Source organism: Pseudoalteromonas sp. DL2-H2.2, from assembly GCF_021532535.1.
Lineage (GTDB): Bacteria > Pseudomonadota > Gammaproteobacteria > Enterobacterales > Alteromonadaceae > Pseudoalteromonas > Pseudoalteromonas rubra_A.
On the sequence record NZ_JAKGBD010000012.1, the window covers coordinates 101,846 to 126,601 of the forward strand.

Here is a 24,756-nt window from a genome sequence, read left to right on the forward strand (position 1 = left end):
AAAATGACTATCAATCGTGAACTTTTCGATCAGGTAATGGTGCCTAACTATTCACCTTCTGCGGTAATCCCTGTTAAAGGTGAAGGTGCACGTGTATGGGACCAAAATGACAAAGAATACATCGATTTCGCGGGCGGTATCGCAGTAAATTGTCTGGGTCATTGTCACCCTGCACTGGTTGCAGCGCTAAAAGAGCAGGGCGAGAAAATCTGGCACCTGTCTAACGTCATGACCAATGAGCCGGCGCTTCGCCTGGCGAAAAAACTGACTGATGCGACCTTCGCAGACAAAGTTTATTTTGCAAACTCTGGTGCAGAAGCCAACGAAGCCGCGTTAAAGCTGGCGCGTCGTTGGGCACTGGATAACTTCGGTGAGCACAAATCACAAATCATCGCATTTAATAAAGGCTTCCACGGTCGTACTTTCTTCACTGTAACCGTGGGTGGTCAGGCTGCGTATTCAGATGGCTTTGGTCCTAAGCCGGGCGATGTTGTGCACAGCGACTACAATGATCTGGCGGCACTGGAAGCGCTGATCTCAGACAACACTTGTGCGGTAATGATGGAGCCACTACAAGGTGAAGGCGGTATCATTTCACCAGAAGCGGACTTCGTAAAAGGTGTACGTGAATTGTGTGATAAGCACAACGCGCTGCTGATTTTTGATGAAGTACAAACCGGTGTTGGCCGTACTGGTGACCTATATGCCTATCAGGGACTGGGTGTAACACCTGATATCCTGACCACAGCTAAAGCGCTGGGCGGCGGTTTCCCAATCGGTGCGATGATCACCACTACTGAAATTGCCAAGCACCTGAAGATTGGTACACACGGTTCAACCTACGGCGGTAACCCGCTGGCGTGTGCCGTTGCAGAAGCGGCACTGGACACAGTCAACACTCCGGAAGTACTGAATGGCGTTAAAGCCAAAGAAGCGCTGTTCCGCGAGCTGTTGAACGAGATCAACGAGAAGCACCAGGTGTTCAGTGAGATCCGTGGTAAAGGCTTGCTACTGGGTGGTGTACTGAACGACAAATATCAGGGTAAAGCGAAAGAATTCCTGGTAGAAGGTATTAACCAGGGCGTCATGTCTTTGGTTGCCGGTGCAAACGTTGTGCGTTTCACCCCTTCTTTGGTGATCCCTGATGCGGATATCCGTGAAGGTATGGCACGCTTTGAAGCGGCTGTGGCCAAAGTGGTTGCAAACAACGCCTAATACCAGTCGGTGACATGTGGGTCGCACTTAATGTGCGACTCAGCTATCTACATTTTTTGAGGAGTAAGCGGGCTCATGATGATCCTTCGCCCAATCCAGAAAAGCGATTATTCAGCGCTTTTGAACATTGCCCAGGAGTCGGGGCATGGCTTTACTTCATTGCCGGTCAATGAAGAATTGCTGCAAAACAAGATCGAACGCTCAGTTGCTTCATTCGGCAAAGAAACAGACGTGCCTTTTGATGAAGGTTACCTGTTTGTGCTTGAAGACAGTGAAACCGGTGAAGTGGTTGGCACCAGTGCCATCGAAGCTGCAGTGGGTCTTGATGATGCCTTTTATCACTACCACCTAAGTAAAGTGATCCACTCATCGCGGACGTTGAATGTTTACAAAGCAGTGGATATTCTGACCCTGTGTAATGACTACACCGGCGCCACTGAGTTGTGCACATTATTCCTGCGCGATAAATACCGCCGCGGGCTGAATGGCAAGTTATTGTCTAAGTCACGCTTCATGTTTATTAACCAACATCGTGACCGCTTTGCGGACACTGTGATTGCTGAGATGCGCGGCGTGTCTGATGAGAATGGCGACAGCCCATTCTGGCAGTGGCTGGAAGAGCACTTCTTCTCGATGGACTTCCCGACTGCGGACTACCTGACTGGCATTGGTCAAAAAGTCTTTATTGCCGAGCTGATGCCTAAGTACCCTATCTACGTCAACTTGCTGAGCAAAGAAGCCCAGTCAGTGGTGGGTGAAGTCCATGACAACACGCGCCCGGCGATTGAACTGCTTAAGAGCGAAGGTTTTACGTTTAATGGCTATGTCGATATCTTCGACGCAGGTCCCACGGTAGAAGCCAAAGTTGACAACATCCGCACAGTGCGCGAAGTACGTAAGTACACAGTGCGCATTGACGATGCGATGCAGATTGACGCAGAAGGTTCCCCCGTCATGATAGCTAATGATAAACTAGCGGGATATCGTGCGACGGCACTGACGTTAACGCTGCCAGAAAAAGCAACAGAAGTTGCCATCCCTGGTGCGGTGGCGAAGGCCCTGCAGATCGCTGACGGTGACACCGTTAGTATTGCAACTCTTTAATTGGGAAAGAATTATGACAACACACGCAGCACAATTTATCAATGGTGAGTGGCGCTTAGGTGAAGGCGCAGCATTTGCGTCGGTAAACCCGGCCAATAATGAAGAGATCTGGCGTGCCAACGCGGCAACGGCAGAGCAAGTTGACAGTGCCGTAAAAGCGGCCCGCGAAGCCTTCTACAGCTGGGGTGAGCTGGCGTTTGAAGAGCGCCTGACCGTGGTTAAGCGCTTTGCTGAGCTACTGAAAGAAAACAGTGAAGCACTGGCTGTGGCCATTGCACAGGAAACCGGTAAGCCACTGTGGGAAACGCGCACTGAAGCGGGCGCCATGGTTGGTAAAATCGCGATTTCTGAAAAAGCCTATCATGAGCGCACTGGCGTGGTTGAAAATCCAATGCCAGTGGGTCGTGCGGTTATTCGTCACAAAGCACACGGCGTAGTTGCGGTATTTGGTCCTTATAACTTCCCGGGTCACCTGCCAAACGGTCACATTGTACCGGCCCTGCTGGCAGGTAACACAGTGATCTTCAAGCCTTCAGAACTGACGCCTTATGTGGCAGAGCTGACGCTGAAGCTATGGGAGCAGGCAGGTCTGCCAAAAGGGGTGATCAACCTGGTACAGGGTGAAGTAGAAACAGGTAAAGCCCTGGCGTCACACAAAGGCATCGACGGCTTGTTCTTCACAGGTTCTTCACGTACCGGCCACCTGTTGCACGAGCAGTACGCAGGTCAGCCTGGTAAAATTCTGGCACTGGAAATGGGTGGTAACAACCCATTGATCGTCAAAGACGTTGCTGATACCAAAGCAGCCGTTCATGACATCATCCAGTCAGCGTTTATCTCAAGCGGTCAGCGTTGTACGTGTGCGCGTAAACTGTTCCTGCCAGAAGGCGAACAGGGCGATGTGATCCTGGCGCAACTGCTTAAAGCCACTAAAGCTATCAAGATTGGTAATTATGATGCCGAAGATCAGCCGTTTATGGGCTCAATGATCTCTAACAATGCCGCTGCTGGTATGGTTGCTGCGCAGCAACAGCTAGTTGAGCTTGGTGGTGAGATTTTGCTTGAGCTGACACACACTGAAGGCACAGGCTTTGTAACGCCAGGCATCATTGAGTGTACTAAGGTCACCGACTTCCCTGATGATGAGCACTTCGGTCCGTTACTGAAAGTATTCCGATACAGCGATTTCGATGCCGCAATTGAAAAAGCCAACGACACCAGCTTTGGTTTGTCTGCCGGTTTACTGGGTGATAACCAGGCCGATTATGAGCACTTCCTGCGTCGCAGCCGTGCAGGTATCGTGAACTGGAACCGCCCAATCACAGGCGCATCCAGTGCCGCACCATTCGGTGGTATTGGTGCTTCTGGTAACCACAGAGCAAGTGCTTACTATGCAGCAGACTACTGTGCATACCCGGTGGCTTCGGTTGAGCTGGACAAAGTGACTTTGCCAGGCACCTTGAGTCCGGGCCTGACTATCGAGTAAAATCTTACTCAGAGAGAATAAATACTTATTTTCTCACCCTTTAGTATTGAAAAAAGCAGCCAAGCGTCAACTCGGCTGCTTTTTTGTTGGTCTGCAAATATCAAAAGTAGCAATCAAAACTAGTTTCTGCTTAAATCAATAGGAGATGTCATTGATACATTCAGGTGGGCAATATATGGTTTTAGATAAACAAGGATACGATGAGTTAGTCATGTACTTAACGCAACACTTAGCCTTGTTTGAGAAGCCGGGTGTGGTGAAAGCCAATGCACCTAAGGTGTTGGAGTTAATAGAAGATGTGATTGCTGAGCACGTGATCCGCCTCTGTGAGCAACATACCGGATTGACGACCGAACAACGTAGCCTGATAGTCAGAGAAGTTGACGGCATTGTGTATGATTTGCAGGAAGTACTCTCCAGCGTCACTGAGCAGCGCGTTACTGAAGAACAAAGAGAGTTTATTGAGGAATTCGCCGGGCTGGTGAAAAACCTGTTCGACAATGCAATAAACTGACGCAGTCGTCGCTGCTATGTATCAAATATAACACCGCCTATTGGCGGTGTTATTAGTTTTAGGAACTCGAGGAATAATAAACATGCAAGCAAGTGTGAAGTGGGTTGACGGAGATACCTTTATTGGTCGCTCTCATTCTGGTCATAATGTGGTATTCGACGCAGGCGCTGACAGCGCAGCGCCCAGCCCGATGGAAATGGTGTTGATGTCGGCAGGCTGCTGCTCATCTGTGGATGTGGTCAGCATCCTGAAAAAGGCCAAGCAAGACGTCAGTGATGTCTCTGTGGAGCTGAGCGCAGAGCGTGCGGACAGTGCGCCTAGAGTATTCACCAAAATCAATCTACACTTTGTGGTGACTGGCAATAATGTGTCAGAAAAGCACCTGGCGCGCGCAGTGCAATTGTCTGCTGAAAAATACTGTTCGGTAGCCTTAATGCTTGAAAAAGCGGTAGAAATTACTCACAGCCACGAAGTGGTTGAAAACAGCGCGAAATAGGTCTTTTTTGCGACGCTATTTTCGTATAAAATCCGCGAACTTTTATTTCTGCAGCGCAGATTTTCACGTTTTAAGGTGGGTCTATCGTGAACAAGCCCTTTGATAAAATTAAACTCCACGGCTTTAACAACTTAACTAAGAGTTTAAGCTTTAGTATCTATGATATTTGCTATGCCAAGACCGAGCAGCAGCGTAAAGAATATCTGGAATACATCGATGAGCAGTATAGTGCCGATCGCCTGACCGACATTCTGCGCGACGTAGTCGATATCATTGGTGCTAATGTACTGAATATTGCCCGCCAGGATTACGATCCGCAGGGCGCCAGTGTCACCATTTTGGTATCGGAAGAGCCGGTAGAGCAGCAAACCTTCGACAGCAACGAAACACCAGGACCGTTGCCGGATTCTGTGGTGGCGCACCTGGATAAAAGCCATATTTGTGTGCACACGTATCCAGAAGCACATCCGCACGATGGTATTTGTACTTTCCGTGCCGATATTGAAGTATCGACCTGTGGCATTATTTCACCGCTGAAGGCTCTGAATTTCCTGATCCACAAGCTGGAATCAGACGTGGTCACCATTGATTACCGTGTGCGTGGTTTCACCCGCGACGTCAATGGCGTAAAGCACTATATCGACCATGCTATTCATTCTATCCAGAACTACATGACCGAAGATACCAAAGAGGCGTATCACATGGTGGATGTGAATGTGTATCAGGAAAATTTGTTCCACACTAAGATGATGCTCAAAGAAACCGATCTGAATACCTACCTGTTTGGTATCACAACGGATGATTTGGACACAGAAGAGGAAGATCAGATCCGTGAGCGCCTGAATCGTGAGATCCAGGAAGTGTTCTACGGTCGTAACCTGCCAGAATAATTAGCGGGTACTATCCGTTAAAAAAGGCGCTCATTGAGCGCCTTTTTTGTTTCATACTCGTTCGAATTGATATGGGGCTTACAAATCGTACGTGAAGGTCAGGCCAAAGACCCGAGGCTCACCGTACTGAACGTAGTTTCGCGCCGTGTAGCCATCGCGTGGATCATTGCCGAAGTAAAAGCCCCTGACCGGGACATCACGGTCGGCCAGGTTACGACCCCAGGCTGTCAGTGACCATTGTTCACCATAATAACTTACGCTGGCATTGAGCAGGTTCTGACTCGGTGCCTGCTCATTGTGGCTGTCTGAGAAAAAGTAATCATCTTTACCTTCGACACCCACACTCAGCACCAGGTTTTCCAGCACGCTATAGTCTGCCGAAAAGGCATACTGATACTTAGGCGCCTGTGCCTGCTCACGACCATCGAAGTTGGCACCTGAGGTGGTTACAAAGTCTTCTATTTTAGTGTCCAGGTAGCCGAGACTGTAGTTCAGCGTTAGCTGATCTGTGATCAGGCGCTGGCCTTCGATTTCCAGACCATAGTTTTCGCCTTTACCCGCATTGCTGATGAAGCCGGCAAACTGCACACCGTCAATTCGCCACTGTTTAAGCTGCATGTCTTCGCGTTCCATATAGAATGCGGTAACAGACAGGGTGTGTTTTTTATCTTCAGACTGACCTTTTACGCCAAATTCCGCATTCCACAGATATTCTGGCTCAAACGAAAATGCAGAGGCCGGAATGCTGAAGCCTTCATCTTTGGCTTTGGCCAGCGCTTCCCCATTGGCGCCGCCGACCTTATAACCCCGGCTCAGGCTGGTGTAGATCATGGTGCGAGGCACAACCTGATACTCCAGCGCCAGCTTACCACCGACCATAGTGTCATCCTGATCTATGGCAAAACCATTGGTATCCAGGTATTCACTGTCATAGCGTTCAACTCGCAACCCCGTGATCAGTCGGGTCTGATCATTCAGATGCGTGACTTTTTGACCAAATAGCGCCTGACTGGAGACATCATAGCTGGAGCGAAAATCATTGCTCAGCCAGGTGTACTGACGGGTCAGGTCGACATCACGACGCTGTGCGTAAGCACCGAGCACCCAGTCGCCCTGCTTGTCCATTAGCTTGACTTCCAGCGTGCCACGTTCGTGATCGCGCAGATAGCTGTCAAAGCTTTCGTAGTGGTCCGGGTGCAGGCCTGCGGCGCATAGCTTCGGCTGAGTCGCGTCATGGCAGGTCCAGTCTTCATCGTAGCTATATTCTGTATCGGCTTGCAGCCCTGTGCCCTGGAACTCAATATCAAAAGCACTCAGGCCGGTATACAGGGCGCTCAGTGCAAAGGCATCACTTTCTTGGGTGTCTTTACCTGGCTGATTGGCCACACTGTTACGTGTATTGTCCAGCGTAAAGCCATCATAGCCGTTATCGATATCAATATGATGCACTGCCAGGTTCATAGTTAACGCGTCTGTCAGCTGGCTGCTCAGTTTAAAACGGGCCAGACTCTCTTCCTGATCCTGGGTTGGTTTATCCAGATACAGGTTATCGACATAGCCGTCGGAGCCGCGTTGATACAGGCTAATACGTCCTGCGGTGCTGTCCGTTAATCCGGTGCCTGCCGCCAGGCCAGCTTCATAGCTGTTGTAGTTACCCGCGCCAAGGCGCAGTTTTAAGGTGCTGTCCTGGGTTGGGGCATGAGATTGCAGATCGATGATCCCGCCCATGGCATCGGCGCCAAAACGCGTTCCCTGAGGGCCGCGATACAAGGTCACCTGATCAATATCAAACAGCAAGGCACTGCCGCCCAGGCCGGAGTAATTAATGCCATCGACCAGCATACCCACACTGGGAGTAATTGGGTCAACAAACTGAGAGCGTAGTCCTACGCCACGGATCTGCACAAAGCGGCCGCGTGACGCGCCTGCGGTAAAGTTCACATTGGCGGTGCTATTTAATAGTTCATCCAGATAGCTGGCGCCGCGATGGGTCACTTCAACTTCACCCATCACACTGGCGCTGGCACTCAGTGTTTGCAGAGATTCTCTTTGGAAGTCGCCGGTGACTTCAATGGTTTCAAGGGGCGCAGCTGTCGGTAACTCGTCAGCGGCGGCTTGGTTTGACAGGGCAGCCAACAGGCTGATGCTAAGCAAAGAAAGTTTAAGCTTCATGTCTTATCTTGTTCCATTTTTGATTGCGCACAGTGTAGCAAAAGCCCGACCAGTTAACAGTTAATATGTGTTATAAATTCGGCAACTTAGTGAAGAGGAAAGGCCATGACATTTAAGCTTGATTTCAAAGTCAGGGATTACGAATGTGATTTGCAGGGCATAGTGAACAACAGTGTCTATTTTAATTATCTGGAGCATGCCAGGCATGAATTTTTGATTGCCAACGGCGTCGATTTTGCTGCGCTGGCAGAGCAAAAAATCAACCTGGTGGTGATCCGCTCTGAAATGAATTATAAAGATTCATTGAAACCGGGGGACGCATTTTATGTTGAAGTTGAAACACTGCGGGTGAGCAAACTGAAGTTCGCATTTATCCAGCGTATTATCCGCGCCGCAGACGACAAGCTCATGCTGGATGCGGTTGTCACCGGGACATCGGTGAATGAACGGGGGCGTCCGTTCCTACCTGAGGAAATTGATCAGCTTTTTGGCTGATATTTTTACTAAAAAGGCAGAAAATTACAGATTTTTACTGCCTTTTCCACACCGCCTGACGTTATAATATTAATCATATTTTAAGCGGTTGGTTTACCATGAAAAATTCCATTCTTTTATGCCTGATGTGCGTATTAATGGCATGTTCCAGTACAGGGAAGGTAACCAGGGAACAGCTTAAGCACTCTCACTGGCAGTTAGCTCAGGTTGATGGACGTCTTGTTACAGCGGCCTCACCGATAGAAATCGAGTTTCTGGATGCCTTACAGGTGGTTGGTTTTGCTGGGTGTAATCGGTTTTTTGCCGAGGGCAATATGGCGTCTGAGACCCTTAAGCTGAGTCAGCTGGGGATGACCCGAAAGTCCTGTGGTGATGTGCTGGATGCGCGGGAGATGCAGTTTCTGGACATGCTACAGCAGGGCGTGACTGTTACTATTCAGAACAATAAGTTACACCTTAAAGGCCAGCAAACCTGGCAATTTAAAGCACTGGACGCAGAGCCTTTGACTAACTAGGCGCGATTCAGTACACTTTTTCACAGTTCGTTACTTGTCGGAGTGCCCATCTGGGCTGAGATCGCAGTATTGCGGGATCCGTGGACCTGATCAGGTTAATGCCTGCGTAGGGAACAAGCTACCTAAGTTGGTATATCGTAAGATATCTAGGTTGCCAGCCATGTTGTGCCTGTGCCAACATGCTCCACTGAATGAAATCAGCACACAGCGCTTTGCTGTGGGTTTGGTTTGGACCCTTCTCGCTCCCTTTGCGGAGTTCTGACAAGACACCTTAACTTAACAATGAGGCATGTCATGTCAAACAACAGTAGCAAGTTATCACGTCGTGAGTCGCGCGAGGCCGCGTCGGATTTTATCTATAACCTTACCGGACAACCTTTCCCAAATTCCGAGAAAGTGTATGTTGAGGGTGAGCAGGCAGGCGTGCGTGTCGGCATGCGCGAGATCACTTTGAGTGATTCTTTTATTGGTGGTACTGAAGAAGAGCCAATCTATGAGAAAAATGAACCGGTTCGTGTCTACGACACCTCAGGCCCTTACACCGATCCGGATTTTAAGCTGGATGTGCGTACAGGCTTACCGAAATTCCGTGAAAAGTGGATTTTAGACCGCGACGATACCGAAGTGCTGGAGTCGGTCACTTCGCAGTTTTCTCAGCAGCGTATGGCAGACGAAGGTCTGGACCATATTCGTTTTGAAAACCTGCCTAAGATCCGTCGCGCCAAACCCGGACAAAATGTGACACAAATGCACTATGCGCGTCGTGGTATTGTGACGCCGGAAATGGAATACGTCGCCATTCGTGAAAACATGGGTCGCGCGAAAATTCGTGAAGAGTTACTGGCGCAGCAGCACAAGGGCCAATCTTTTGGTGCTGAGATCCCAGACTTTATTACCCCCGAATTTGTCCGTGCTGAAATTGCACGTGGCCGCGCTATCTTGCCAAACAACATCAACCACCCGGAAACCGAGCCTATGATTGTTGGTCGCAACTTCCTCGTGAAGGTGAATGCCAACATAGGTAATTCCTCGGTGACTTCTTCGATTGAAGAAGAGGTTGAGAAGCTGGTGTGGTCAACTCGCTGGGGTGCGGATACGGTCATGGACTTGTCGACAGGCCGATATATTCACGAAACCCGTGAGTGGGTGGTACGGAACTCACCGGTGCCGATTGGTACGGTGCCGATTTATCAGGCGCTGGAAAAAGTGAACGGCGTGGCGGAAGATCTGACCTGGGAAATTTTCCGCGATACGCTGATTGAGCAGGCCGAGCAAGGCGTTGACTACTTCACCATTCACGCAGGTGTGCTGTTACGCTATGTGCCAATGACGGCAAAACGGGTGACGGGCATTGTTTCGCGCGGTGGCTCTATCATGGCCAAATGGTGTCTGGCGCACCATAAAGAAAACTTCCTTTACACCCACTTCGAAGACATCTGCGAGATCATGAAGCAGTATGATGTCTGTTTCTCTCTGGGTGATGGTCTGCGTCCGGGTTCAATCGCCGATGCCAATGACGAAGCACAACTCTCTGAGCTGCGCACTTTGGGTGAGCTGACCACGATTGCCTGGAAGCATGACGTACAAGTGTTCATTGAAGGGCCGGGCCATGTCCCTATGCATCTGATCAAAGAAAACATGGATGAGCAATTAAAGCACTGTCATGAAGCGCCTTTCTATACTCTTGGCCCGCTGACCACAGACATAGCACCGGGCTACGATCACTTCACTTCCGGGATTGGTGCGGCGCAAATCGCCTGGTACGGTACCGCCATGTTGTGTTACGTGACGCCAAAAGAGCATTTGGGTCTGCCAAACAAAGAAGACGTGAAAGAGGGCCTGATCACCTACAAGATTGCGGCGCACGCGGCGGATCTGGCCAAAGGTCATCCGGGCGCACAAATCCGCGACAATGCCTTGTCTAAAGCGCGTTTTGAGTTCCGCTGGCACGATCAGTTCAACCTGAGCCTGGACCCGGAGCGGGCATTGTCTTATCACGACGAAACATTGCCTCAGGAGTCGGGTAAAGTGGCACACTTCTGCTCTATGTGTGGTCCTAAGTTCTGCTCTATGAAGATCACCCAGGATGTGCGCGACTACGCCAAACAGCTTGAAGCCGAGGGCATAGATCCAAATAATGCCGGTGAAGCTATCGCCATCAAAATGATTGATGTGGAGGCCGAAATGAAAAATAAATCACGCGAGTTCAAAGAGACGGGGTCGGAGCTTTACCACAAAGCGCTGTGATTTAGGGTAGCGGGCCCCTTTGGGCCCGTATGGAGGCAAGATGTCCCAGACAAACAAACCACGCGTTGCTATTGTCGGCTTTGGCCTGACAGGGCGGGTTGCTGCCCTGATGTTGGCACAGCAGTATCAGCTGAGCGTATTTGAGCGCGACCCGGTCGCGGCGCCTGCCAGTGTCGGCACTTTGGCCGCCGCGATGCTCGCCCCGATGGCCGAATCCGTAATCTGTGAACAAGACCTGGCAGAGCAGGGCTTACATGCCATGACCTTGTGGCCTGAGTTGCTGGCCAAGCTCGATGCACCGGTGTTCTTTCAGCAGCAGGGCACAGTGATTGTTGCGCACCAGCAAGACAGGGGCGATTTGCTGAGTTTTCAGCGTCGCCTTAAGCCATTGGCTGGCCATCAGGCGCAAAGCCTGGATGGTCGCGGCATTGGTGCGCTGGAGCCTGAACTGGCTGGCCGCTTTCATCAGGGGTTGTACTTACCCTGTGAGGGTCAGCTCGATAATCTGGCATTCTTTGCTGCCAGCCTTAGCACCCTAAAAAACAGGGGCGTGCACTTTCATGAAGGGTCAAATGCACACATCGCACAAGGGCGGGTCAATGGTGAGGCGTTTGACTGGATCATTGACTGCCGTGGGCTGGATGCCAAAGACGACAGCCCCGGGCTGCGTGGGGTGCGTGGCGAAGTTGCCCGCATCTATGCGCCGGAGGTGAGTTTGCAGCGTCCGGTGCGTCTGATGCATCCACGTTATCCGCTCTACATCGCGCCTAAACCAAATCACGAGTTTGTTATTGGGGCGACCGAAATTGAATCTCAGGATCGGGGCGATATCACGGTTCGCTCGACACTGGAGCTGCTGTCGGCCGCATATACGGTACACAGTGGCTTTGCTGAGGGGCGGGTGATGTCGCTGCGCGCAGGTTTGCGCCCGGCGTATAGAGATAATCGCCCGCATATTAGTATCACTGATAATGTGATCCGCATTAACGGTCTGTATCGACACGGGTTTTTGCTGGCACCAGCGGTGGTGCAACACGCGTTACAACAAGGTGTATTATGAATATAAGTTACAATGGTCAGGCGCTCACGCTGTCACAGCCACAGTCTTTGCTGGAGGTGATTGAGGCGCAAGGGGCAAAGGCACCCTTTGCGGTGGCGTTGAACGGGCAATTTGTGCCGCGCAGCACGTTAGCGGAGCAGCGACTGCAAGAGGGTGACAGCATCGAGTTGCTATCGCCTATTCAGGGGGGCTAATGATGCACAGTGATACGCCGTTAACCATTTATGGTGAGCAGTTCAACAGCCGCTTGCTGATAGGCTCGGCACTTTACCCCTCGCCGGAAATCATGCAGCAAAGTCTGGTGGCTTCGCAGGCGCAAATCGTCACCGTCTCTTTGCGACGCCAGAACTCTGTGTCGGCCGGAGGTGACTTCTGGCAACTGATCAAGGATACCGGATTGCGGGTGTTACCTAACACCGCCGGGTGTCACAGTGTTAAAGAAGTGGTGACACTGGCGCAAATGTGCCGGGAAGTGTTTGCAACTGACTGGATCAAGCTGGAACTGATTGGCGATGAATACAATTTACAGCCCGATCCGATTGCCCTGCTGGAAGCTACAGAAATCCTGATAAAGCAGGGCTTTAAAGTGCTGCCATATTGCACCGATGATTTAGTGGTGTGTCAGCGCCTGGCAGATCTGGGCTGCGAAGTACTGATGCCCTGGGGCGCGCCCATTGGCACCGGGAAAGGGTTACTCAACCCCTATAATCTGAAAACCATTCGTGAGCGTTTGCCTGACCACACTCTGATTGTTGACGCGGGACTCGGTTTACCCTCACATGCCGTTCAGGCCCTGGAGCTTGGTTATGATGCCGTGTTGCTGAATTCTGCCATTGCCGGTGCTGGCTGTCCGGTGACCATGGCCAGTGCTTTTAATCATGCGGTGGTTGCCGGGCGTGCTGCCTACGTGGCGCAGGCCATGCCGGAGAAAGAAGTCGCAGCGCCTTCCACCCCGACGATGGGGATGCCCTTTTGGCATCAGAATTAAACACGCGCTATAGTGTCGCTAAGCCTTTGTGGCGCAAAGTACTTAATCATGCGCCCATGTTCAACAGAGTAAGTAGGAGTAATTGTGGCTGAACTGGTATGGACCATTGCCGGGTCGGATTCGGGCGGCGGTGCCGGGATTCAGGCGGATGTCAAAGCAATGCACAGTTTTGGTGTGCAAACCTGCACAGCCGTAACCGCGCTGACGGCGCAAAATAGTTTGGCGGTTGAAGAGATTAATGCGGTCTCGAGTGAAGTGCTGGAATCTCAGCTGCTGGCACTCGAAGCCGATTTAAAAGCAACCGTGATCAAGATTGGCATGCTGGCCAACAGCACACAGGTCCAGCTAGTGGCAGAACATCTGGCGCAGTATAAGAGTCGCTGGGACAATCCCCCTGTGATTGTGTTCGACCCGGTTGCCATTGCATCCAGTGGCGATGCGCTGACCGAAGAAGATACCCTGGATGCGCTGAAAAAGTACCTTTTACCTCTGGTCGATGTGATCACGCCCAATACGCAGGAGACGCAGGTGCTCACTGGCGTATATCTGATTGGCCCGGATGCCGTCAGAGACGCTGCCCGTAAGCTACGTGAATTTGGCGTCAAATCGGTGATCATCAAAGGGGGGCACTGGGATTACCCCAGTGGTTATTGCATCGATTATTGCTGGAGTGAAGGTGAAGAGTATTGGCTGGGTAATGAGGCGATACAAACCCCGCACAGCCACGGCACCGGCTGTAGCTTTGCTTCTTCTGTTGCGGCTTGCCTGGCCAAAGGCTACCCGATTAAAGATGCCTTCATTTTGGCCAAAGCCTATATTAATCAGGGGCTGAAGTTAGCGCAGCGCTTTGGTGAAGGCAGGGGGCCTTTGGCACACTGCGGATTTCCAGAGAATATCTCGGACTTTCCTCAGGTCATAGAGCCTGGCAGCTGGCTGGGTGACGAGCTGGAATTTGCGGTTAGTGAAGAGTTTAACTTTGCCGCCGGGTTTGCGCCCATCGGAGAAGAACTGGGGCTTTATGCCGTCGTTGACTCGGTAGACTGGGTTGAAAAGTGTCTGGCTGAGGGCGTGAAAACGGTGCAACTCAGGATTAAACAGGCTGATCACGCAACTCTGGAAGAGGACATACAGTGTGCTATCACCCTGGGTGAGAAATATCAGGGCCGGGTCTTTATTAACGACCACTGGGAGCTGGCCATTCGCCACGGTGCTTATGGGGTGCACCTTGGTCAGGAAGATCTGGATTCGGCGAATCTGGTTGCCATTCAGCAGGCGGGGTTACGTTTGGGCGTTTCAACGCATGGGTTTTATGAAATGCTGCGAGCCCACAACTATCGGCCCAGCTACCAGGCGTTTGGCGCGATTTACCCGACGACCACTAAGGACATGAGCGGGCAGATCCAGGGGCTCGAAAAGCTCAGACACTTTGTGCCTCTGATGCGTGAAACCTATCCCACCGTGGCAATTGGGGGTATTGACCTGACTCGCACTCCTCAGGTTGCCGCCACCGGAGTGGGCAGTGTGGCCGTGGTGCGCGCCATCACCGAGGCGGCGGATTATAAACAGGCTATCATTGACCTGAAACGGGCCACAGGCGAATCATGAGTACAGCGCTCAGTGATAAAGAGCGGCTAAGGTACAGCCGCCATTTACTGCTCAACGAAGTGTCGGAAGCCGGTCAGCTGTGCCTAAAACAAGCTCGGGTGGCCGTGGTTGGTTGTGGGGGTCTGGGCAGCCCAGCGCTATTTTATCTGGCGGCAAGCGGAGTCGGGCAGCTGACTTTTTGTGATGATGATGCGGTTGAGCTGTCTAATTTGCAAAGGCAAATTATGTACAAGGTCAGTCACATTGGCCAGCCAAAAGCGAAAGCCGCGGGTAAGGTTCTAGCGAGCCTGAATAACCAAATCTCACTGATCCCACAGCCTGTGAGGCTTAATAGCAGCAATATAGACAGCATATTGCAAGACAGTGACTGGATCCTGGATTGCAGCGATAACTTCGCCACGCGCTACTTGCTCAATCAGTATTGCGTACAACACCGTAAAGTGCTGATATCCGGTGCCGCGCTGGGCACTCAGGGCCAGTTTATGGCCTTTGATTTCAGGGCGTCCTCGCCCTGTTATCACTGCATTTTTCCAAAGTCGTCGGCGCAACCGGTATTGAATTGTCAGAACGCAGGTGTGGTGAGCCCGTTATTGGGCATTATCGGCTCTATGCAGGCGATGAAAGCAGTCAGTTTAATTATCTCTGATGTGCCTGATAAACACAGCGAAATGATAGTAGTCGATGCTTTGAGCTTGCAGCAAAGGCAGTTTACGCTGGAAAGAGATACGGCATGTAGCGTGTGTAGCTAATGTGATAGACGATTAAAAAAGCCCGCATCTGCGGGCTTTTTTGAGCGCGCTACCCGGCTTAGTCGCGGATGGTCGCAAATGGGGTGCCCATGCGGGTAACGGTTTCTGGCAATTGGTTGGCCAGGAAGTCGGCTTTATCTTCTCCCCAGGCCAAAATAACCGTCGAGCCCAGCTTAAAGCGGCCCATCTCGTCGCCTTTTTTCAATTTAACGGCGTTGTCGCCCTCTGCGGGATAATCCCAGCTAAAGACGTCTTTACCGGCTGGTGGCGTAACCGTGCCCGCCCAGATGGTTTCGATGCTGGCTACTATGGTGGCGCCCACCAGTACCATAGCCAGTGGACCTATCTCAGTGTCAAAGATAGCGACAACCCGCTCGTTACGTGCAAACAGATTAGGGACGTTTTGCGCAGTCAGCGGGTTTACCGAGAACAGATCGCCAGGTACGTAAATCATCTTTTTCAGCGTACCATCAAGGGGCATATGAATACGGTGATAGTCTTTGGGTGCCAGATAGATAGTGGCAAACTTACCGCCAAGGTACGGTGCTACGTCCGATTCTTTGCCCCCCAGTAGGGTTTGCAGGCTGTAATCATGGCCTTTGGCCTGAATTACCTGACCATCGACCACATCACCTAACTGGCTGATGGCACCGTCGACCGGGTGAGCCACAATGCTGGCTTCTTCGGCAAGTGGGCGGATCCCCGGCTTCAGCGGGCGGGTAAAGAATTCATTAAAGGTTTTATAGTGAGCTGGATCTTCATGCAGGGCTTCACTCATGTCTATCTTGTACTGTTTGATAAACAATTTAATTAAGGTGGTCGTCAGTGCACCCGCTTCGGCTGCGGCCAGTTTTCCCACCAAACGTGATACGGCATGTTTGGGTAAAGCATATTGCAGGGCAATCTTTAGTTTATCCAAGTTCACTTTTATTATTCCTGAAAAAATTTTGAAGATAGTATCAAACTCTTGGCGCGCGCGCACCTGCACGGCCATCCGCCATTGATTCCAGAATACGATGATAGCTGTCAAAACGCAGTTCGCTGATCTTGCCCTCATCAACTGCTTCCAGGATCAAACAACCCGGATCGTTAAGATGCTTGCAATCACGAAAACGACAGCCGCCGATAAACTCACGGAACTCTTTAAAACACCAGGTTACCCGCTCAACTTCCAGGTGCCACAGACCGAACTCACGGATCCCCGGACTGTCTATCAGGTTACCGCCACTGGGCAGGTGATGCAGTTTAGAAACTGTGGTGGTGTGCTGACCCAGGCCACTGTTCTCAGAGACTTCCTGAGTCAGAATGGCGGCATCGGGCAGGACGGTGTTCACTAACGTGGATTTGCCCACACCGGATTGGCCAACAAAGATGTTGTTCTTGTCTGTCAGCAGGGCTTTGAGCTCATCAATCCCTTGACCTGTTTTGTTACTCACCAGCAGGACGCGGTAACCTAGCTCACGATAGATATCCAGCACCTCATCGACATAGTCGAGGCCTTCGTCGTCGAGCAGATCGATTTTGTTGAGCAACAGAATAGGCTCAATGCCCATGTCCTCACAGGCGACCAGGTAGCGGTCAATGATCTGTGGGGTGAATTCAGGCACTACAGCGGACACCATTAAAATTTGGTCAATATTGGCTGCCACCACTTTTACGCCGTCGTAAAAATCCGGACGGGTGAGCTGAGAGCGGCGAGGCTCGACGGCTTCTATCACGCCTGCCAGATCGCCTTCGCTGACTTTGGCGCGACGAAAAATCACGTCGTCGCCACATACGATACTGGTCACAGTACGGCGAATATTACAGCGCAGGACGTCGCCATTTTCGCACTCGACATCGGCATGCTGGCCAAAGCGACTGATCACCACAGCGGGTTCTGTGGGGCCCAGGTTATCGGTTTGCCAAGTCACCTGAGTGTCGGATTGTTGTTTCGCTTTATGCAAGCGTTTTTGATGGTTGGCACTGATCCGTCTGGACTGGCCCTTACTGAGTTTTTTGCGTTTTGCCATATCTTATAAACTCGCGACACGATTTATTGCTATCGAGTGGTATACAGGCCAATCATGGACTATAACTCAATAAATTGCCCCGCTTTGTAAAAAAAAGCTTTTGGTCGAGTGATGAAGCTAATATGATATATCTAATTGCATTGGATCTAAAGGAAAGTACCGTTAGGTAGTGTATGTCTTTTCATGAATCAAACCTGATCTGGCTCGACTTAGAAATGACGGGTCTGGAACCTAAAACAGATAGGATCCTCGAAATTGCCACTGTGATCACCGACTGTGATCTGAATGTACTGGCCGAGGGACCTGTAATTGCTATTCATCAAAGTGATGATTTACTTGATAATATGGATGAGTGGTGTACAAACCAGCACGGCCGTTCCGGTCTGACTGCGCGTTGTAAGGCCAGCACTCACTCTGAATCTGATGCAATCAAACAAACATTAGATTTTCTGAAACAATGGGTACCGCCGGGCAAATCGCCGATGTGTGGTAATTCGATTGGTCAGGATCGTCGCTTCCTCAACAAATACATGCCTGAGCTGGAAGAATATTTCCACTACCGCAACCTGGACGTCAGCACGATTAAAGAGCTGGCACGTCGTTGGAAGCCTGAGCTGTTAAATGGGATCCACAAAAAGAGCTCTCACCTGGCTCTGGACGACATCAAAGACTCCATTATGGAGTTGAAGGTTTACCAGCAAAAATTCTTCAATCTTTAAAAAATTTAGAAAAAGTACTTGCAATGCTTTTTCTATCTTGTAGAATCCTGCCCCGCTCAAGACGGCAAAGCTTATTTGTCTCTGGGGTATTTATAAAGCAGCACTAGCTCAGCTGCTAAAACGTTAGACGCGACCTCAAGGTTGCGCCCAGCGGGAAACTAAGAGCTACATTGTGATGCGGCACTAGCTCAGCTGGTAGAGCGCGACCTTGCCAAGGTCGAGGTCACGAGTTCGAACCTCGTGTGCCGCTCCAATCTACAATCAGTTTACTCGACTGACTAAATAACGAGTTTGTATTGGATTATATTTCCATACCCTGTGATGCGGCACTAGCTCAGCTGGTAGAGCGCGACCTTGCCAAGGTCGAGGTCACGAGTTCGAACCTCGTGTGCCGCTCCAATCTACATCAGTTTACTCGACTGACTAAAAAAGAGTACTCATTGTGATGCGGCACTAGCTCAGCTGCTAAAACGTTAGACGCGACCTCAAGGTTGCGCCCAGCGGGAAATTAAGAGCTACACTGTGATGCGGCACTAGCTCAGCTGGTAGAGCGCGACCTTGCCAAGGTCGAGGTCACGAGTTCGAACCTCGTGTGCCGCTCCAATCTACATCAGTTTACTCGACTGACTAAAAAAGAGTGCTTATTATGAAGCAGCACGAGCTCAGCTGCTAAAACGTTAGACGCGACCTCAAGGTTGCGCACAGCGGGAATCTAAGAGCTACATCAAAATGCGGCACTAGCTCAGCTGCTAAAACGTTAGACGCGACCTCATGGTTGCGCACAGCGGGAATCTAAGAGCTACATCAAAATGCGGCACTAGCTCAGCTGGTAGAGCGCGACCTTGCCAAGGTCGAGGTCACGAGTTCGAACCTCGTGTGCCGCTCCAACTTTCCCCTCTCTTTATATACATAATATACATATTTTCTCACTCTGACCTATTTGCTCAACTTTAAATCTTATTCCACCAATTTTCATCGATAAACTGATTGCTTATTTTTAGTTCGACACGTAAAATACGCGCTCTTTCGGCCTAACTAACTTTAGTTCCTTGCCTTACCCCGACTGGCCGAAACGGGACAAGGCTATATTAACCGTAAGGAATATCCATGCGTCATTACGAAATCGTATTCATGGTTCACCCAGACCAAAGTGAGCAAGTACCTGGTATGATCGAGCGTTATACTGGTGCCATCACAGAAGCTGGCGGTAAAATCCACCGTCTAGAAGACTGGGGTCGTCGTCAACTGGCTTACCCAATCGAAAAGCTTCACAAAGCACACTATGTTCTGTTGAACGTTGAAGCACCTACTGAAGTAATCAGCGAGCTTGAAACTTCTTTCCGCTACAACGATGCAGTGCTTCGTAACCTGGTTATGCGTACTAAGAACGCTGTAACTGAAGCGTCTCCTCTTGCTAAAGAAGAGAAAAAAGAAGCAGCAACTGCTTAATCGTTATTGATTCGGAATTGACCTGGTAGTTTGGTGAGCACTCAGTCTGAACTGTATACAAACCAGCTGGTATTATCCGGCACGGTCTGTAAGCCACCTAAGTACAGTCAAAGCCCCGCGGGCATCGCGCATTGTATTTTTGTTTTAGAACATAAGTCGATGCAGATAGAAGCCGACCTAAATCGTAACAGTTATGTACGTATTCAGGTGGTTGCCAGCGGACAGCAGTTCCGGACTCAACTAGAGCATTTATGCGTTGGGCAGACCTTACAGGTACGCGGTTTTTTAAACCGACACGAGAGCCGCAGTGGCTTGAGTCAACTTGTATTACATGCACAACATATTGAAAGAATTAATTGAGGAAATTTACTCATGGCACGTTATTTCAGACGTCGTAAGTTCTGCCGTTTCAAAGCGGAAGGCGTACAACAAATCGATTACAAAGATCTGGCTACTCTTAGAAACTACGTAACAGAAAGTGGCAAAATCGTACCTAGCCGTATCACAGGTACTAGCGCTAAATATCAGCGTCAGCTAGCAACTGCTATCAAGCGTGCTCGCTACCTAGCCCTTCTTCCGTACACTGACTTACACAAGTAAGCAGCTGATTAACAGTTTTTAAAAGGTGTAGAGACATGCAAGTTATTCTACTAGACAAGATCGCAAACCTAGGTGGCCTAGGTGACCAGGTTTCTGTTAAATCTGGTTTCGCACGTAACTTCCTTTTCCCTAAGGGCAAGGCAGTTCCTGCAACTAAAGCTAACATCGAAACTTTCGAAGCACGTCGTGCTGAGCTTGAAGCGAAAATCGCTGAAGAGCTAACTGCTGCACAAGCGCGCGCTGAAAAACTAGAAGCACTTGCTGAAGTGACTCTGGTTTCTAAAGCGGGTGACGAAGGTAAGCTATTCGGTTCTATCGGTACTCGCGATATCGCCGACGCTATCACAGCAGTAGGTCTGGAAGTTGCTAAGTCAGAAGTTCGTCTGCCTACCGGTACTATCCGTGAGACAGGTGAGTTCGACGTAACTATCCAACTTCACACTGACGTGACAACAGCTATCAAAGTAATCGTGATCGCTGAAGCTTAATTTTATTAAGCACCAACCGCGCGCATCTGTGCGCGGTTGTATTCCCAATCTCTGAAAGACAATAACAACTCCAATTTTCAGTGTGTGGATCTGATGATTATCGGGATCATCATGGAAGATTTACAACACAAGTCGGAAAATTAATCCAAATCAAAACAACGGCGCTCGTAAACGGCTTATAGTCATTACGGGAACAAATGACGCTGATATTTAATGGTCTGACCTCATGGTCATTTTAGGTCAATTCGCCTGGCTGTTATCTCGTGTAAGCGCGTTCCTGTTTTAGCTAATTATATTCTGTGATAGTTTAGTCAACTGTTTTTATTACAGGCACTTTTTTTTATTGGTTAAATGTCATACAGTCTTATTAGAGATTAATGACAGCGTTATCATTTAGGTGGGAAACCCAATATGCTAAAAACCTCCAACATGCGTGGATTCACTTTAATTGAGCTGCTGATCGCCATTGCGATCGTCGCTATTCTGGCCAGTGTGGCATTGCCAAACTATGGTGAGTATGTGCGCGAAAGCAGACGCCTGGATGCACAGCATTTAATGCTGCAAACCAGCGCCACGTTGGAGCGTATTTATTCCCGCAATGGTGGCTATCCCAATGATGAGACGTTTCAGGGTCTGCCCGCCTCAGAATACTACACATTCAGCTACGAAGCGCGTAACAAGCCACAAGGTGCGAACGGTGATTTTCGCAATATGGGCTATATTTTAAGAGCGACACCTGTGCTCAACGGCAGTCAAAGCAGAGACGTGTGTGGGGTGCTAACCCTGGACCACCTTGGCAATCAGGGAGGTAACTTAAATGACTGTTGGTAAGCATATACAGCGTGGCGTAACGCTGATTGAACTGCTGGTTGTATTGGCCATCATCGCCATTTTAGCTATGGTGGCGGCCCCTTCTTTGATAGGCCAGATTAAACAGGACCGGGTGAATACCACCGCGAACCAGCTGAGTAGTTTTTATCGTTTTGCGCGCAGTGAAGCGGTCAAACGCGAAGTGCCGGTTAAGCTGGCGCTGGAGAACAATGACTGGGTCATGAAAGTGGTTGAGCAAGGTCAGGAAGTTACGCTAAAGCGTTTCACGGTGGACCATAACCAGGTTGCGGTTAACCTGGTCGACAGAACGCTGCGCTCAAGCGGTGAGCTGAATGCGTTCAGTAACATATTGATCTCAGATAACGATGCGGCAACGGATGACGTGCGTTTGTGTATTTTACACAGTGGGCAAAGTTGGTTGGGTAAGGCGACAGACAATTGCGCGTAGTTACAGGGTTTTCATTGCTGGAAGTTATGGTGTCTATGGTCATCGCAGCCATAGCCCTGCTCGGGCTTGCAGCAGCGCAGATCAAGGCCATGCAGTTTGCGCAAAACAGCTTTAGCTACACCATAGCGCTGATCCACGGGCAGAACGCGATTGAGCGCATCTGGCCTGATATCTGTCACTATCAGAGTGTGAATACCAGCCTGAATCCCGGTCTTAATCCGACCGCAGCCTGGTTATACCCCAATGATCCACGCTTTACGCTGACGCTGCCCAACACTTTTAGCCTGGACATGAGCCTGACCGTGAGCTGGCACGACGAGCGCATGACAGACACCGGCGTGGACCAAATCTCGCTTCATGCCAGCTTTGTGAATGCCTGCTTATGAATCGTATGATGAATGGTCGTGGATTTACCCTGCTGGAGCTGCTGATTGCACTGTCGATTGGCCTGTTCATGCTTGGCGGTATTGCGGTGGCCTATTCGACCATTCGTAGCACCATTGCGATAAACCAGGAGCTGGCACAAGCGCAGGAAGTGATCCGCTATACCAGCCAACTGATGACCCGTAGCATTAAGCAAACAGCGTCTACACCTCAGGTTATGCGCAGCGGTGAGGCATTAGAAGTCAGCCAGGTTGCCAATACACCGGCCTGCGATGGCAGCGTGCCGATGGTGGATTACACCGAAACCTTTTCGTTGCTAGATGGCTACTTATTATGTGATGTCAGCTCAGATAACTTACCTGCCCAGCGCTTATTACGAGGGGTCAATGGACTGAGCTTTTCGGTCGATGGCCTGATCACGTCCATTACCGTGACGCCCGTAGGCGTGCCTGCACAGTATGCTGCGGGGATCCAGATAGACGTGGCTGCGAGCCAGCAAGTGCTTGCGACGGCCAATTGGTGACACTATGAAGATGCAGAGCATACGACAACGTGGATTTACCCTGATTAAAGTTATGCTACTGAGTTCAGTGGCCAGTGTGGTGGTGTTTGCTGCATTCAAAGATACCCTGGTGCAGGAGCGCCTCAGTGGTAACTACCAAAAAGACCTGAATGCGCGATTACTGGCGGAAAAGGGCGTGATTGAGCGCGGTCAGGCACTTAAGGCGGCACTTACCAATAACCCAAACCTGACACTGGAGCAGGCGGTGCAGCAGATTGGGGCGGGTCTGGGCAGCGGTGAACTGGATGGCACGAGCTTTGACGCTCAGCTATCAGTCAACGGTGATGAAGTAGCGATTGCCAGCCTGGGACAGCGGTATGATGATCAGGCCCAGGCGCGCATGATCTCTTACTTTAAATATACGCCTCCCGAGCGCAGCTCTGTATTCCAAAATGCGGTCACCGGATGTAAAGGGGTGAATCTGGCAGGCAGTGGCCTGGTCGATAGTTATGATTCTACCCAGGGCAGTTACGAAGAGACCCGCACCAGCAACGGCGATGTCAATACGGTGATTGGCGATGCCGATGTGGTGCTAAATGGTCATTCTCCCATTATGGGCGATGTGAAAGCATCTGGAGTACTCTATCTGAAGGGCTCCTCGCCCGTCGTTGGGACAGTGCAATCCAATACCGGGATTGATATTTCTGCCGGCAGTGGTGTGCGAGTTGAGGGCGATGTCCTCACACAGGGGTTTGTGAAGCACAATGGCGGACAGATCACGGGGATATTACGTGCAAACGGCGATGTCACCATGAAGTGGGGCGCCGAAATTCTAAATCAGAATCGGGCCGATCTCGACATTATGTATGGCGGCAGCGGGAGTTTCCAGAGCAGTCATGTTCAGGATGGACTGCATTATTCAGCCGATCGCTTCAATGTGAACCCCGAGGTTGAAGCGGTGCGGGTATACGACCCGAGCTCACCGGATTATGACCCCAATGACCCCAATAAAGAGTGCGACCCACTGGCATTACCGCTGAATATGCCGTCAGTGATCGACAGCAATAACAGCTATGCGGACTTTAGTGTAGGGGCGCAGACCGACTATGTGTTTACGCCAGCTGAAGGGCGTTACATTCGGGGCGGCAGCAGCACCTGGTCATCCAGTCCCGCAGACATCTACTTGTTCCAGCATCTGACGCAAAATCATGGTCAGGGGAGTGGCAGCAGCGAGTATGTGTTTGGCATGAAAAACATGAAGTTGACCAGTGATGGTACCATTACCATAGAAGGCGGCGATGTGATCTGGCTGGTTGACGGAGATCTGAAGATGACGGGCCACACCAGTATTACCATTAAAGCAGGCAGCAGTCTGGCAATTTTTGTCACCGGTAAAGTGGATTTCGGTGCCAGTGCGGTGGTTGTCACAGAGCGAGAAGGGCTGACTGACAGCGGTTTCCCCAGCCTGAGTATTTTCTCCTCCTACTCGGGCCAAAATGGCGTCACAATGCGGGGCGCCAGTTCAATGTATGCGGTTGTGTACGCGCCGGTGACCAGTATCGCTATGCGCGGCAGTGGTCAGTTTTATGGCACCATTCGTGGCGCAACCATAGATGCTACGGGTGGCAGCGGCGTGCATTTTGATGAGGCGCTGAAAAACTTTAACCTTGGCAATGGCGGCGTCACCACACCTGCGAAACTGGAGTTTATGGGCTGGCGTTTTGAGTCCGGCGAGGACTACCAAGTCCCCGATGATGAGGAAGAGTAACGCGTCTGTCTGCCACTGA

Annotated in this window: 27 protein-coding genes, 4 tRNA genes and 1 riboswitch; of the genes, 28 read left to right on the top strand and 3 right to left on the bottom strand. The window is 50.6% G+C overall.

From position 1 onward, the window contains the following. Nucleotides 1–3: 3 nt before the first annotated feature. The 6 genes from L1285_RS18360 (at nucleotide 4) to speD (ending at nucleotide 5,705) form a co-directional block, all read left to right on the top strand. Nucleotides 4–1,215, top strand: a complete 1,212-nt coding sequence (locus tag L1285_RS18360) for an aspartate aminotransferase family protein (RefSeq protein WP_046004950.1) — start codon at nucleotides 4–6, stop codon at nucleotides 1,213–1,215. A 75-nt stretch (nucleotides 1,216–1,290) separates the two neighbouring features. Continuing rightward, the gene (gene astA / locus L1285_RS18365; protein ID WP_235413629.1) at nucleotides 1,291–2,319 is read left to right on the top strand and encodes an arginine N-succinyltransferase; all 1,029 of its coding nucleotides are present in this window, start codon (nucleotides 1,291–1,293) and stop codon (nucleotides 2,317–2,319) included. A gap of 13 nt (nucleotides 2,320–2,332) precedes the next feature. Then, nucleotides 2,333–3,805, top strand: coding sequence for a succinylglutamate-semialdehyde dehydrogenase (astD, locus tag L1285_RS18370; RefSeq protein ID WP_046004952.1), 1,473 nt, complete (start codon nucleotides 2,333–2,335; stop codon nucleotides 3,803–3,805). Nucleotides 3,806–3,980: 175 nt separating this feature from the next. Then, complete coding sequence (locus L1285_RS18375) at nucleotides 3,981–4,319, top strand: DUF3802 family protein (RefSeq protein WP_046004953.1); 339 nt, start codon at nucleotides 3,981–3,983, stop codon at nucleotides 4,317–4,319. An 82-nt stretch (nucleotides 4,320–4,401) separates the two neighbouring features. Next, entirely contained in the window at nucleotides 4,402–4,815 is a 414-nt protein-coding gene (locus L1285_RS18380; protein WP_235413631.1) for an OsmC family protein, read from the top strand. A gap of 86 nt (nucleotides 4,816–4,901) precedes the next feature. Continuing rightward, nucleotides 4,902–5,705 carry an adenosylmethionine decarboxylase gene (speD, locus tag L1285_RS18385; RefSeq protein ID WP_235413632.1) on the top strand — a complete coding sequence of 268 codons (804 nt, stop codon included), beginning with the start codon at nucleotides 4,902–4,904 and terminating at the stop codon, nucleotides 5,703–5,705. Between the two features lie 78 nt (nucleotides 5,706–5,783). On the opposite strand, the gene L1285_RS18390 is transcribed toward speD, so the two are convergent. Beyond that, complete coding sequence (locus L1285_RS18390; RefSeq protein WP_235413633.1) at nucleotides 5,784–7,877, bottom strand: TonB-dependent receptor; 2,094 nt, start codon at nucleotides 7,875–7,877, stop codon at nucleotides 5,784–5,786. 105 nt (nucleotides 7,878–7,982) lie between these two features. On the opposite strand from L1285_RS18390, the gene L1285_RS18395 reads away from it, so the two are divergent. The 8 genes from L1285_RS18395 to L1285_RS18430 all read left to right on the top strand — a co-directional run bounded on the left by L1285_RS18395 (nucleotide 7,983) and on the right by L1285_RS18430 (nucleotide 15,536). Continuing rightward, complete coding sequence (locus L1285_RS18395) at nucleotides 7,983–8,372, top strand: acyl-CoA thioesterase (RefSeq protein ID WP_125782413.1); 390 nt, start codon at nucleotides 7,983–7,985, stop codon at nucleotides 8,370–8,372. Nucleotides 8,373–8,470: 98 nt separating this feature from the next. Continuing rightward, the gene (locus L1285_RS18400) at nucleotides 8,471–8,887 is read left to right on the top strand and encodes an META domain-containing protein (protein ID WP_235413634.1); all 417 of its coding nucleotides are present in this window, start codon (nucleotides 8,471–8,473) and stop codon (nucleotides 8,885–8,887) included. Between the two features lie 28 nt (nucleotides 8,888–8,915). Continuing rightward, nucleotides 8,916–9,017: riboswitch (TPP riboswitch) on the top strand. A 164-nt stretch (nucleotides 9,018–9,181) separates the two neighbouring features. Further along, the gene (gene thiC / locus L1285_RS18405) at nucleotides 9,182–11,134 is read left to right on the top strand and encodes a phosphomethylpyrimidine synthase ThiC (RefSeq protein WP_235413635.1); all 1,953 of its coding nucleotides are present in this window, start codon (nucleotides 9,182–9,184) and stop codon (nucleotides 11,132–11,134) included. A 40-nt stretch (nucleotides 11,135–11,174) separates the two neighbouring features. Beyond that, nucleotides 11,175–12,194: an FAD-dependent oxidoreductase gene (locus L1285_RS18410; protein ID WP_235413636.1), complete on the top strand. Its 1,020-nt coding sequence runs from the start codon at nucleotides 11,175–11,177 to the stop codon at nucleotides 12,192–12,194. Beyond that, complete coding sequence (gene thiS, locus L1285_RS18415) at nucleotides 12,191–12,388, top strand: sulfur carrier protein ThiS (RefSeq protein WP_125782407.1); 198 nt, start codon at nucleotides 12,191–12,193, stop codon at nucleotides 12,386–12,388. The genes L1285_RS18410 and thiS overlap by 4 nt, the downstream gene beginning before the upstream one ends. Before the next feature lie 2 nt (nucleotides 12,389–12,390). After that, the gene (locus L1285_RS18420) at nucleotides 12,391–13,182 is read left to right on the top strand and encodes a thiazole synthase (RefSeq protein WP_442960518.1); all 792 of its coding nucleotides are present in this window, start codon (nucleotides 12,391–12,393) and stop codon (nucleotides 13,180–13,182) included. Nucleotides 13,183–13,266: 84 nt separating this feature from the next. Further along, complete coding sequence (gene thiE / locus L1285_RS18425; protein ID WP_235413638.1) at nucleotides 13,267–14,787, top strand: thiamine phosphate synthase; 1,521 nt, start codon at nucleotides 13,267–13,269, stop codon at nucleotides 14,785–14,787. Further along, nucleotides 14,784–15,536, top strand: coding sequence for a HesA/MoeB/ThiF family protein (locus L1285_RS18430; RefSeq protein ID WP_235413639.1), 753 nt, complete (start codon nucleotides 14,784–14,786; stop codon nucleotides 15,534–15,536). The genes thiE and L1285_RS18430 overlap by 4 nt, the downstream gene beginning before the upstream one ends. A gap of 58 nt (nucleotides 15,537–15,594) precedes the next feature. Here L1285_RS18430 and asd read toward each other — a convergent pair whose 3' ends face one another. Both asd and rsgA read right to left on the bottom strand, forming a co-directional pair. Next, nucleotides 15,595–16,461, bottom strand: coding sequence for an archaetidylserine decarboxylase (gene asd / locus L1285_RS18435; RefSeq protein WP_235413640.1), 867 nt, complete (start codon nucleotides 16,459–16,461; stop codon nucleotides 15,595–15,597). Nucleotides 16,462–16,495: 34 nt separating this feature from the next. After that, nucleotides 16,496–17,548 (bottom strand): small ribosomal subunit biogenesis GTPase RsgA, encoded by a 1,053-nt coding sequence (rsgA, locus tag L1285_RS18440; protein WP_046004964.1) that lies wholly within the window; start codon nucleotides 17,546–17,548, stop codon nucleotides 16,496–16,498. A gap of 173 nt (nucleotides 17,549–17,721) precedes the next feature. On the opposite strand from rsgA, the gene orn reads away from it, so the two are divergent. From orn to L1285_RS18510, 14 genes are all read left to right on the top strand, one after another. Beyond that, nucleotides 17,722–18,267 (top strand): oligoribonuclease, encoded by a 546-nt coding sequence (gene orn, locus L1285_RS18445; RefSeq protein WP_046004965.1) that lies wholly within the window; start codon nucleotides 17,722–17,724, stop codon nucleotides 18,265–18,267. 177 nt (nucleotides 18,268–18,444) lie between these two features. Further along, nucleotides 18,445–18,520, top strand: a tRNA-Gly gene (locus L1285_RS18450). Nucleotides 18,521–18,590: 70 nt separating this feature from the next. Continuing rightward, nucleotides 18,591–18,666: transfer RNA gene (locus L1285_RS18455), tRNA-Gly, on the top strand. 128 nt (nucleotides 18,667–18,794) lie between these two features. Continuing rightward, nucleotides 18,795–18,870: transfer RNA gene (locus L1285_RS18460), tRNA-Gly, on the top strand. Nucleotides 18,871–19,078: 208 nt separating this feature from the next. Further along, nucleotides 19,079–19,154, top strand: a tRNA-Gly gene (locus tag L1285_RS18465). Nucleotides 19,155–19,374: 220 nt separating this feature from the next. Further along, on the top strand, nucleotides 19,375–19,716 hold the full coding sequence (gene rpsF / locus L1285_RS18470) for a 30S ribosomal protein S6 (RefSeq protein WP_010386261.1): 342 nt from the start codon (nucleotides 19,375–19,377) through the stop codon (nucleotides 19,714–19,716). Between the two features lie 30 nt (nucleotides 19,717–19,746). Then, complete coding sequence (gene priB / locus L1285_RS18475) at nucleotides 19,747–20,076, top strand: primosomal replication protein N (RefSeq protein ID WP_125720176.1); 330 nt, start codon at nucleotides 19,747–19,749, stop codon at nucleotides 20,074–20,076. Nucleotides 20,077–20,088: 12 nt separating this feature from the next. After that, entirely contained in the window at nucleotides 20,089–20,316 is a 228-nt protein-coding gene (gene rpsR / locus L1285_RS18480; protein WP_002962753.1) for a 30S ribosomal protein S18, read from the top strand. A gap of 35 nt (nucleotides 20,317–20,351) precedes the next feature. After that, nucleotides 20,352–20,804 carry a 50S ribosomal protein L9 gene (gene rplI, locus L1285_RS18485; protein WP_010386264.1) on the top strand — a complete coding sequence of 151 codons (453 nt, stop codon included), beginning with the start codon at nucleotides 20,352–20,354 and terminating at the stop codon, nucleotides 20,802–20,804. A gap of 411 nt (nucleotides 20,805–21,215) precedes the next feature. After that, nucleotides 21,216–21,635 carry a type IV pilin protein gene (locus tag L1285_RS18490; protein ID WP_328285055.1) on the top strand — a complete coding sequence of 140 codons (420 nt, stop codon included), beginning with the start codon at nucleotides 21,216–21,218 and terminating at the stop codon, nucleotides 21,633–21,635. Next, nucleotides 21,622–22,083, top strand: a complete 462-nt coding sequence (locus tag L1285_RS18495; protein WP_235413641.1) for a pilus assembly FimT family protein — start codon at nucleotides 21,622–21,624, stop codon at nucleotides 22,081–22,083. The genes L1285_RS18490 and L1285_RS18495 overlap by 14 nt, the downstream gene beginning before the upstream one ends. After that, nucleotides 22,074–22,469, top strand: coding sequence for a type IV pilus modification PilV family protein (locus L1285_RS18500; protein WP_235413642.1), 396 nt, complete (start codon nucleotides 22,074–22,076; stop codon nucleotides 22,467–22,469). Before L1285_RS18495 ends, L1285_RS18500 begins: the two co-directional genes overlap by 10 nt. Before the next feature lie 5 nt (nucleotides 22,470–22,474). Continuing rightward, nucleotides 22,475–22,990 carry a PilW family protein gene (locus L1285_RS18505; RefSeq protein WP_235413643.1) on the top strand — a complete coding sequence of 172 codons (516 nt, stop codon included), beginning with the start codon at nucleotides 22,475–22,477 and terminating at the stop codon, nucleotides 22,988–22,990. A 4-nt stretch (nucleotides 22,991–22,994) separates the two neighbouring features. Beyond that, the gene (locus L1285_RS18510; RefSeq protein ID WP_235413645.1) at nucleotides 22,995–24,737 is read left to right on the top strand and encodes a DUF7305 domain-containing protein; all 1,743 of its coding nucleotides are present in this window, start codon (nucleotides 22,995–22,997) and stop codon (nucleotides 24,735–24,737) included. Nucleotides 24,738–24,756: the final 19 nt, after the last annotated feature.

Excerpts from the sequence above, each read along its gene's own strand:
- L1285_RS18505 (WP_235413643.1), top strand. The coding sequence starts at position 22,475 with ATGATGAATGGTCGTGGATTTACCCTGCTGGAGCTGCTGATTGCACTG.
- L1285_RS18495 (WP_235413641.1), top strand. The coding sequence starts at position 21,622 with ATGACTGTTGGTAAGCATATACAGCGTGGCGTAACGCTGATTGAACTG.
- rplI (WP_010386264.1), top strand. The coding sequence starts at position 20,352 with ATGCAAGTTATTCTACTAGACAAGATCGCAAACCTAGGTGGCCTAGGT.
- L1285_RS18395 (WP_125782413.1), top strand. The coding sequence starts at position 7,983 with ATGACATTTAAGCTTGATTTCAAAGTCAGGGATTACGAATGTGATTTG.
- L1285_RS18410 (WP_235413636.1), top strand. The coding sequence starts at position 11,175 with ATGTCCCAGACAAACAAACCACGCGTTGCTATTGTCGGCTTTGGCCTG.
- orn (WP_046004965.1), top strand. The coding sequence starts at position 17,722 with ATGTCTTTTCATGAATCAAACCTGATCTGGCTCGACTTAGAAATGACG.
- rpsF (WP_010386261.1), top strand. The coding sequence starts at position 19,375 with ATGCGTCATTACGAAATCGTATTCATGGTTCACCCAGACCAAAGTGAG.
- L1285_RS18420 (WP_442960518.1), top strand. The coding sequence starts at position 12,391 with ATGCACAGTGATACGCCGTTAACCATTTATGGTGAGCAGTTCAACAGC.
- L1285_RS18375 (WP_046004953.1), top strand. The coding sequence starts at position 3,981 with ATGGTTTTAGATAAACAAGGATACGATGAGTTAGTCATGTACTTAACG.
- astA (WP_235413629.1), top strand. The coding sequence starts at position 1,291 with ATGATGATCCTTCGCCCAATCCAGAAAAGCGATTATTCAGCGCTTTTG.
- L1285_RS18430 (WP_235413639.1), top strand. The coding sequence starts at position 14,784 with ATGAGTACAGCGCTCAGTGATAAAGAGCGGCTAAGGTACAGCCGCCAT.
- rpsR (WP_002962753.1), top strand. The coding sequence starts at position 20,089 with ATGGCACGTTATTTCAGACGTCGTAAGTTCTGCCGTTTCAAAGCGGAA.
- L1285_RS18360 (WP_046004950.1), top strand. The coding sequence starts at position 4 with ATGACTATCAATCGTGAACTTTTCGATCAGGTAATGGTGCCTAACTAT.
- thiC (WP_235413635.1), top strand. The coding sequence starts at position 9,182 with ATGTCAAACAACAGTAGCAAGTTATCACGTCGTGAGTCGCGCGAGGCC.
- L1285_RS18510 (WP_235413645.1), top strand. The coding sequence starts at position 22,995 with ATGAAGATGCAGAGCATACGACAACGTGGATTTACCCTGATTAAAGTT.
- L1285_RS18490 (WP_328285055.1), top strand. The coding sequence starts at position 21,216 with ATGCTAAAAACCTCCAACATGCGTGGATTCACTTTAATTGAGCTGCTG.
- L1285_RS18380 (WP_235413631.1), top strand. The coding sequence starts at position 4,402 with ATGCAAGCAAGTGTGAAGTGGGTTGACGGAGATACCTTTATTGGTCGC.
- thiS (WP_125782407.1), top strand. The coding sequence starts at position 12,191 with ATGAATATAAGTTACAATGGTCAGGCGCTCACGCTGTCACAGCCACAG.
- astD (WP_046004952.1), top strand. The coding sequence starts at position 2,333 with ATGACAACACACGCAGCACAATTTATCAATGGTGAGTGGCGCTTAGGT.
- L1285_RS18400 (WP_235413634.1), top strand. The coding sequence starts at position 8,471 with ATGAAAAATTCCATTCTTTTATGCCTGATGTGCGTATTAATGGCATGT.
- L1285_RS18390 (WP_235413633.1), bottom strand. The coding sequence starts at position 7,877 with ATGAAGCTTAAACTTTCTTTGCTTAGCATCAGCCTGTTGGCTGCCCTG.
- rsgA (WP_046004964.1), bottom strand. The coding sequence starts at position 17,548 with ATGGCAAAACGCAAAAAACTCAGTAAGGGCCAGTCCAGACGGATCAGT.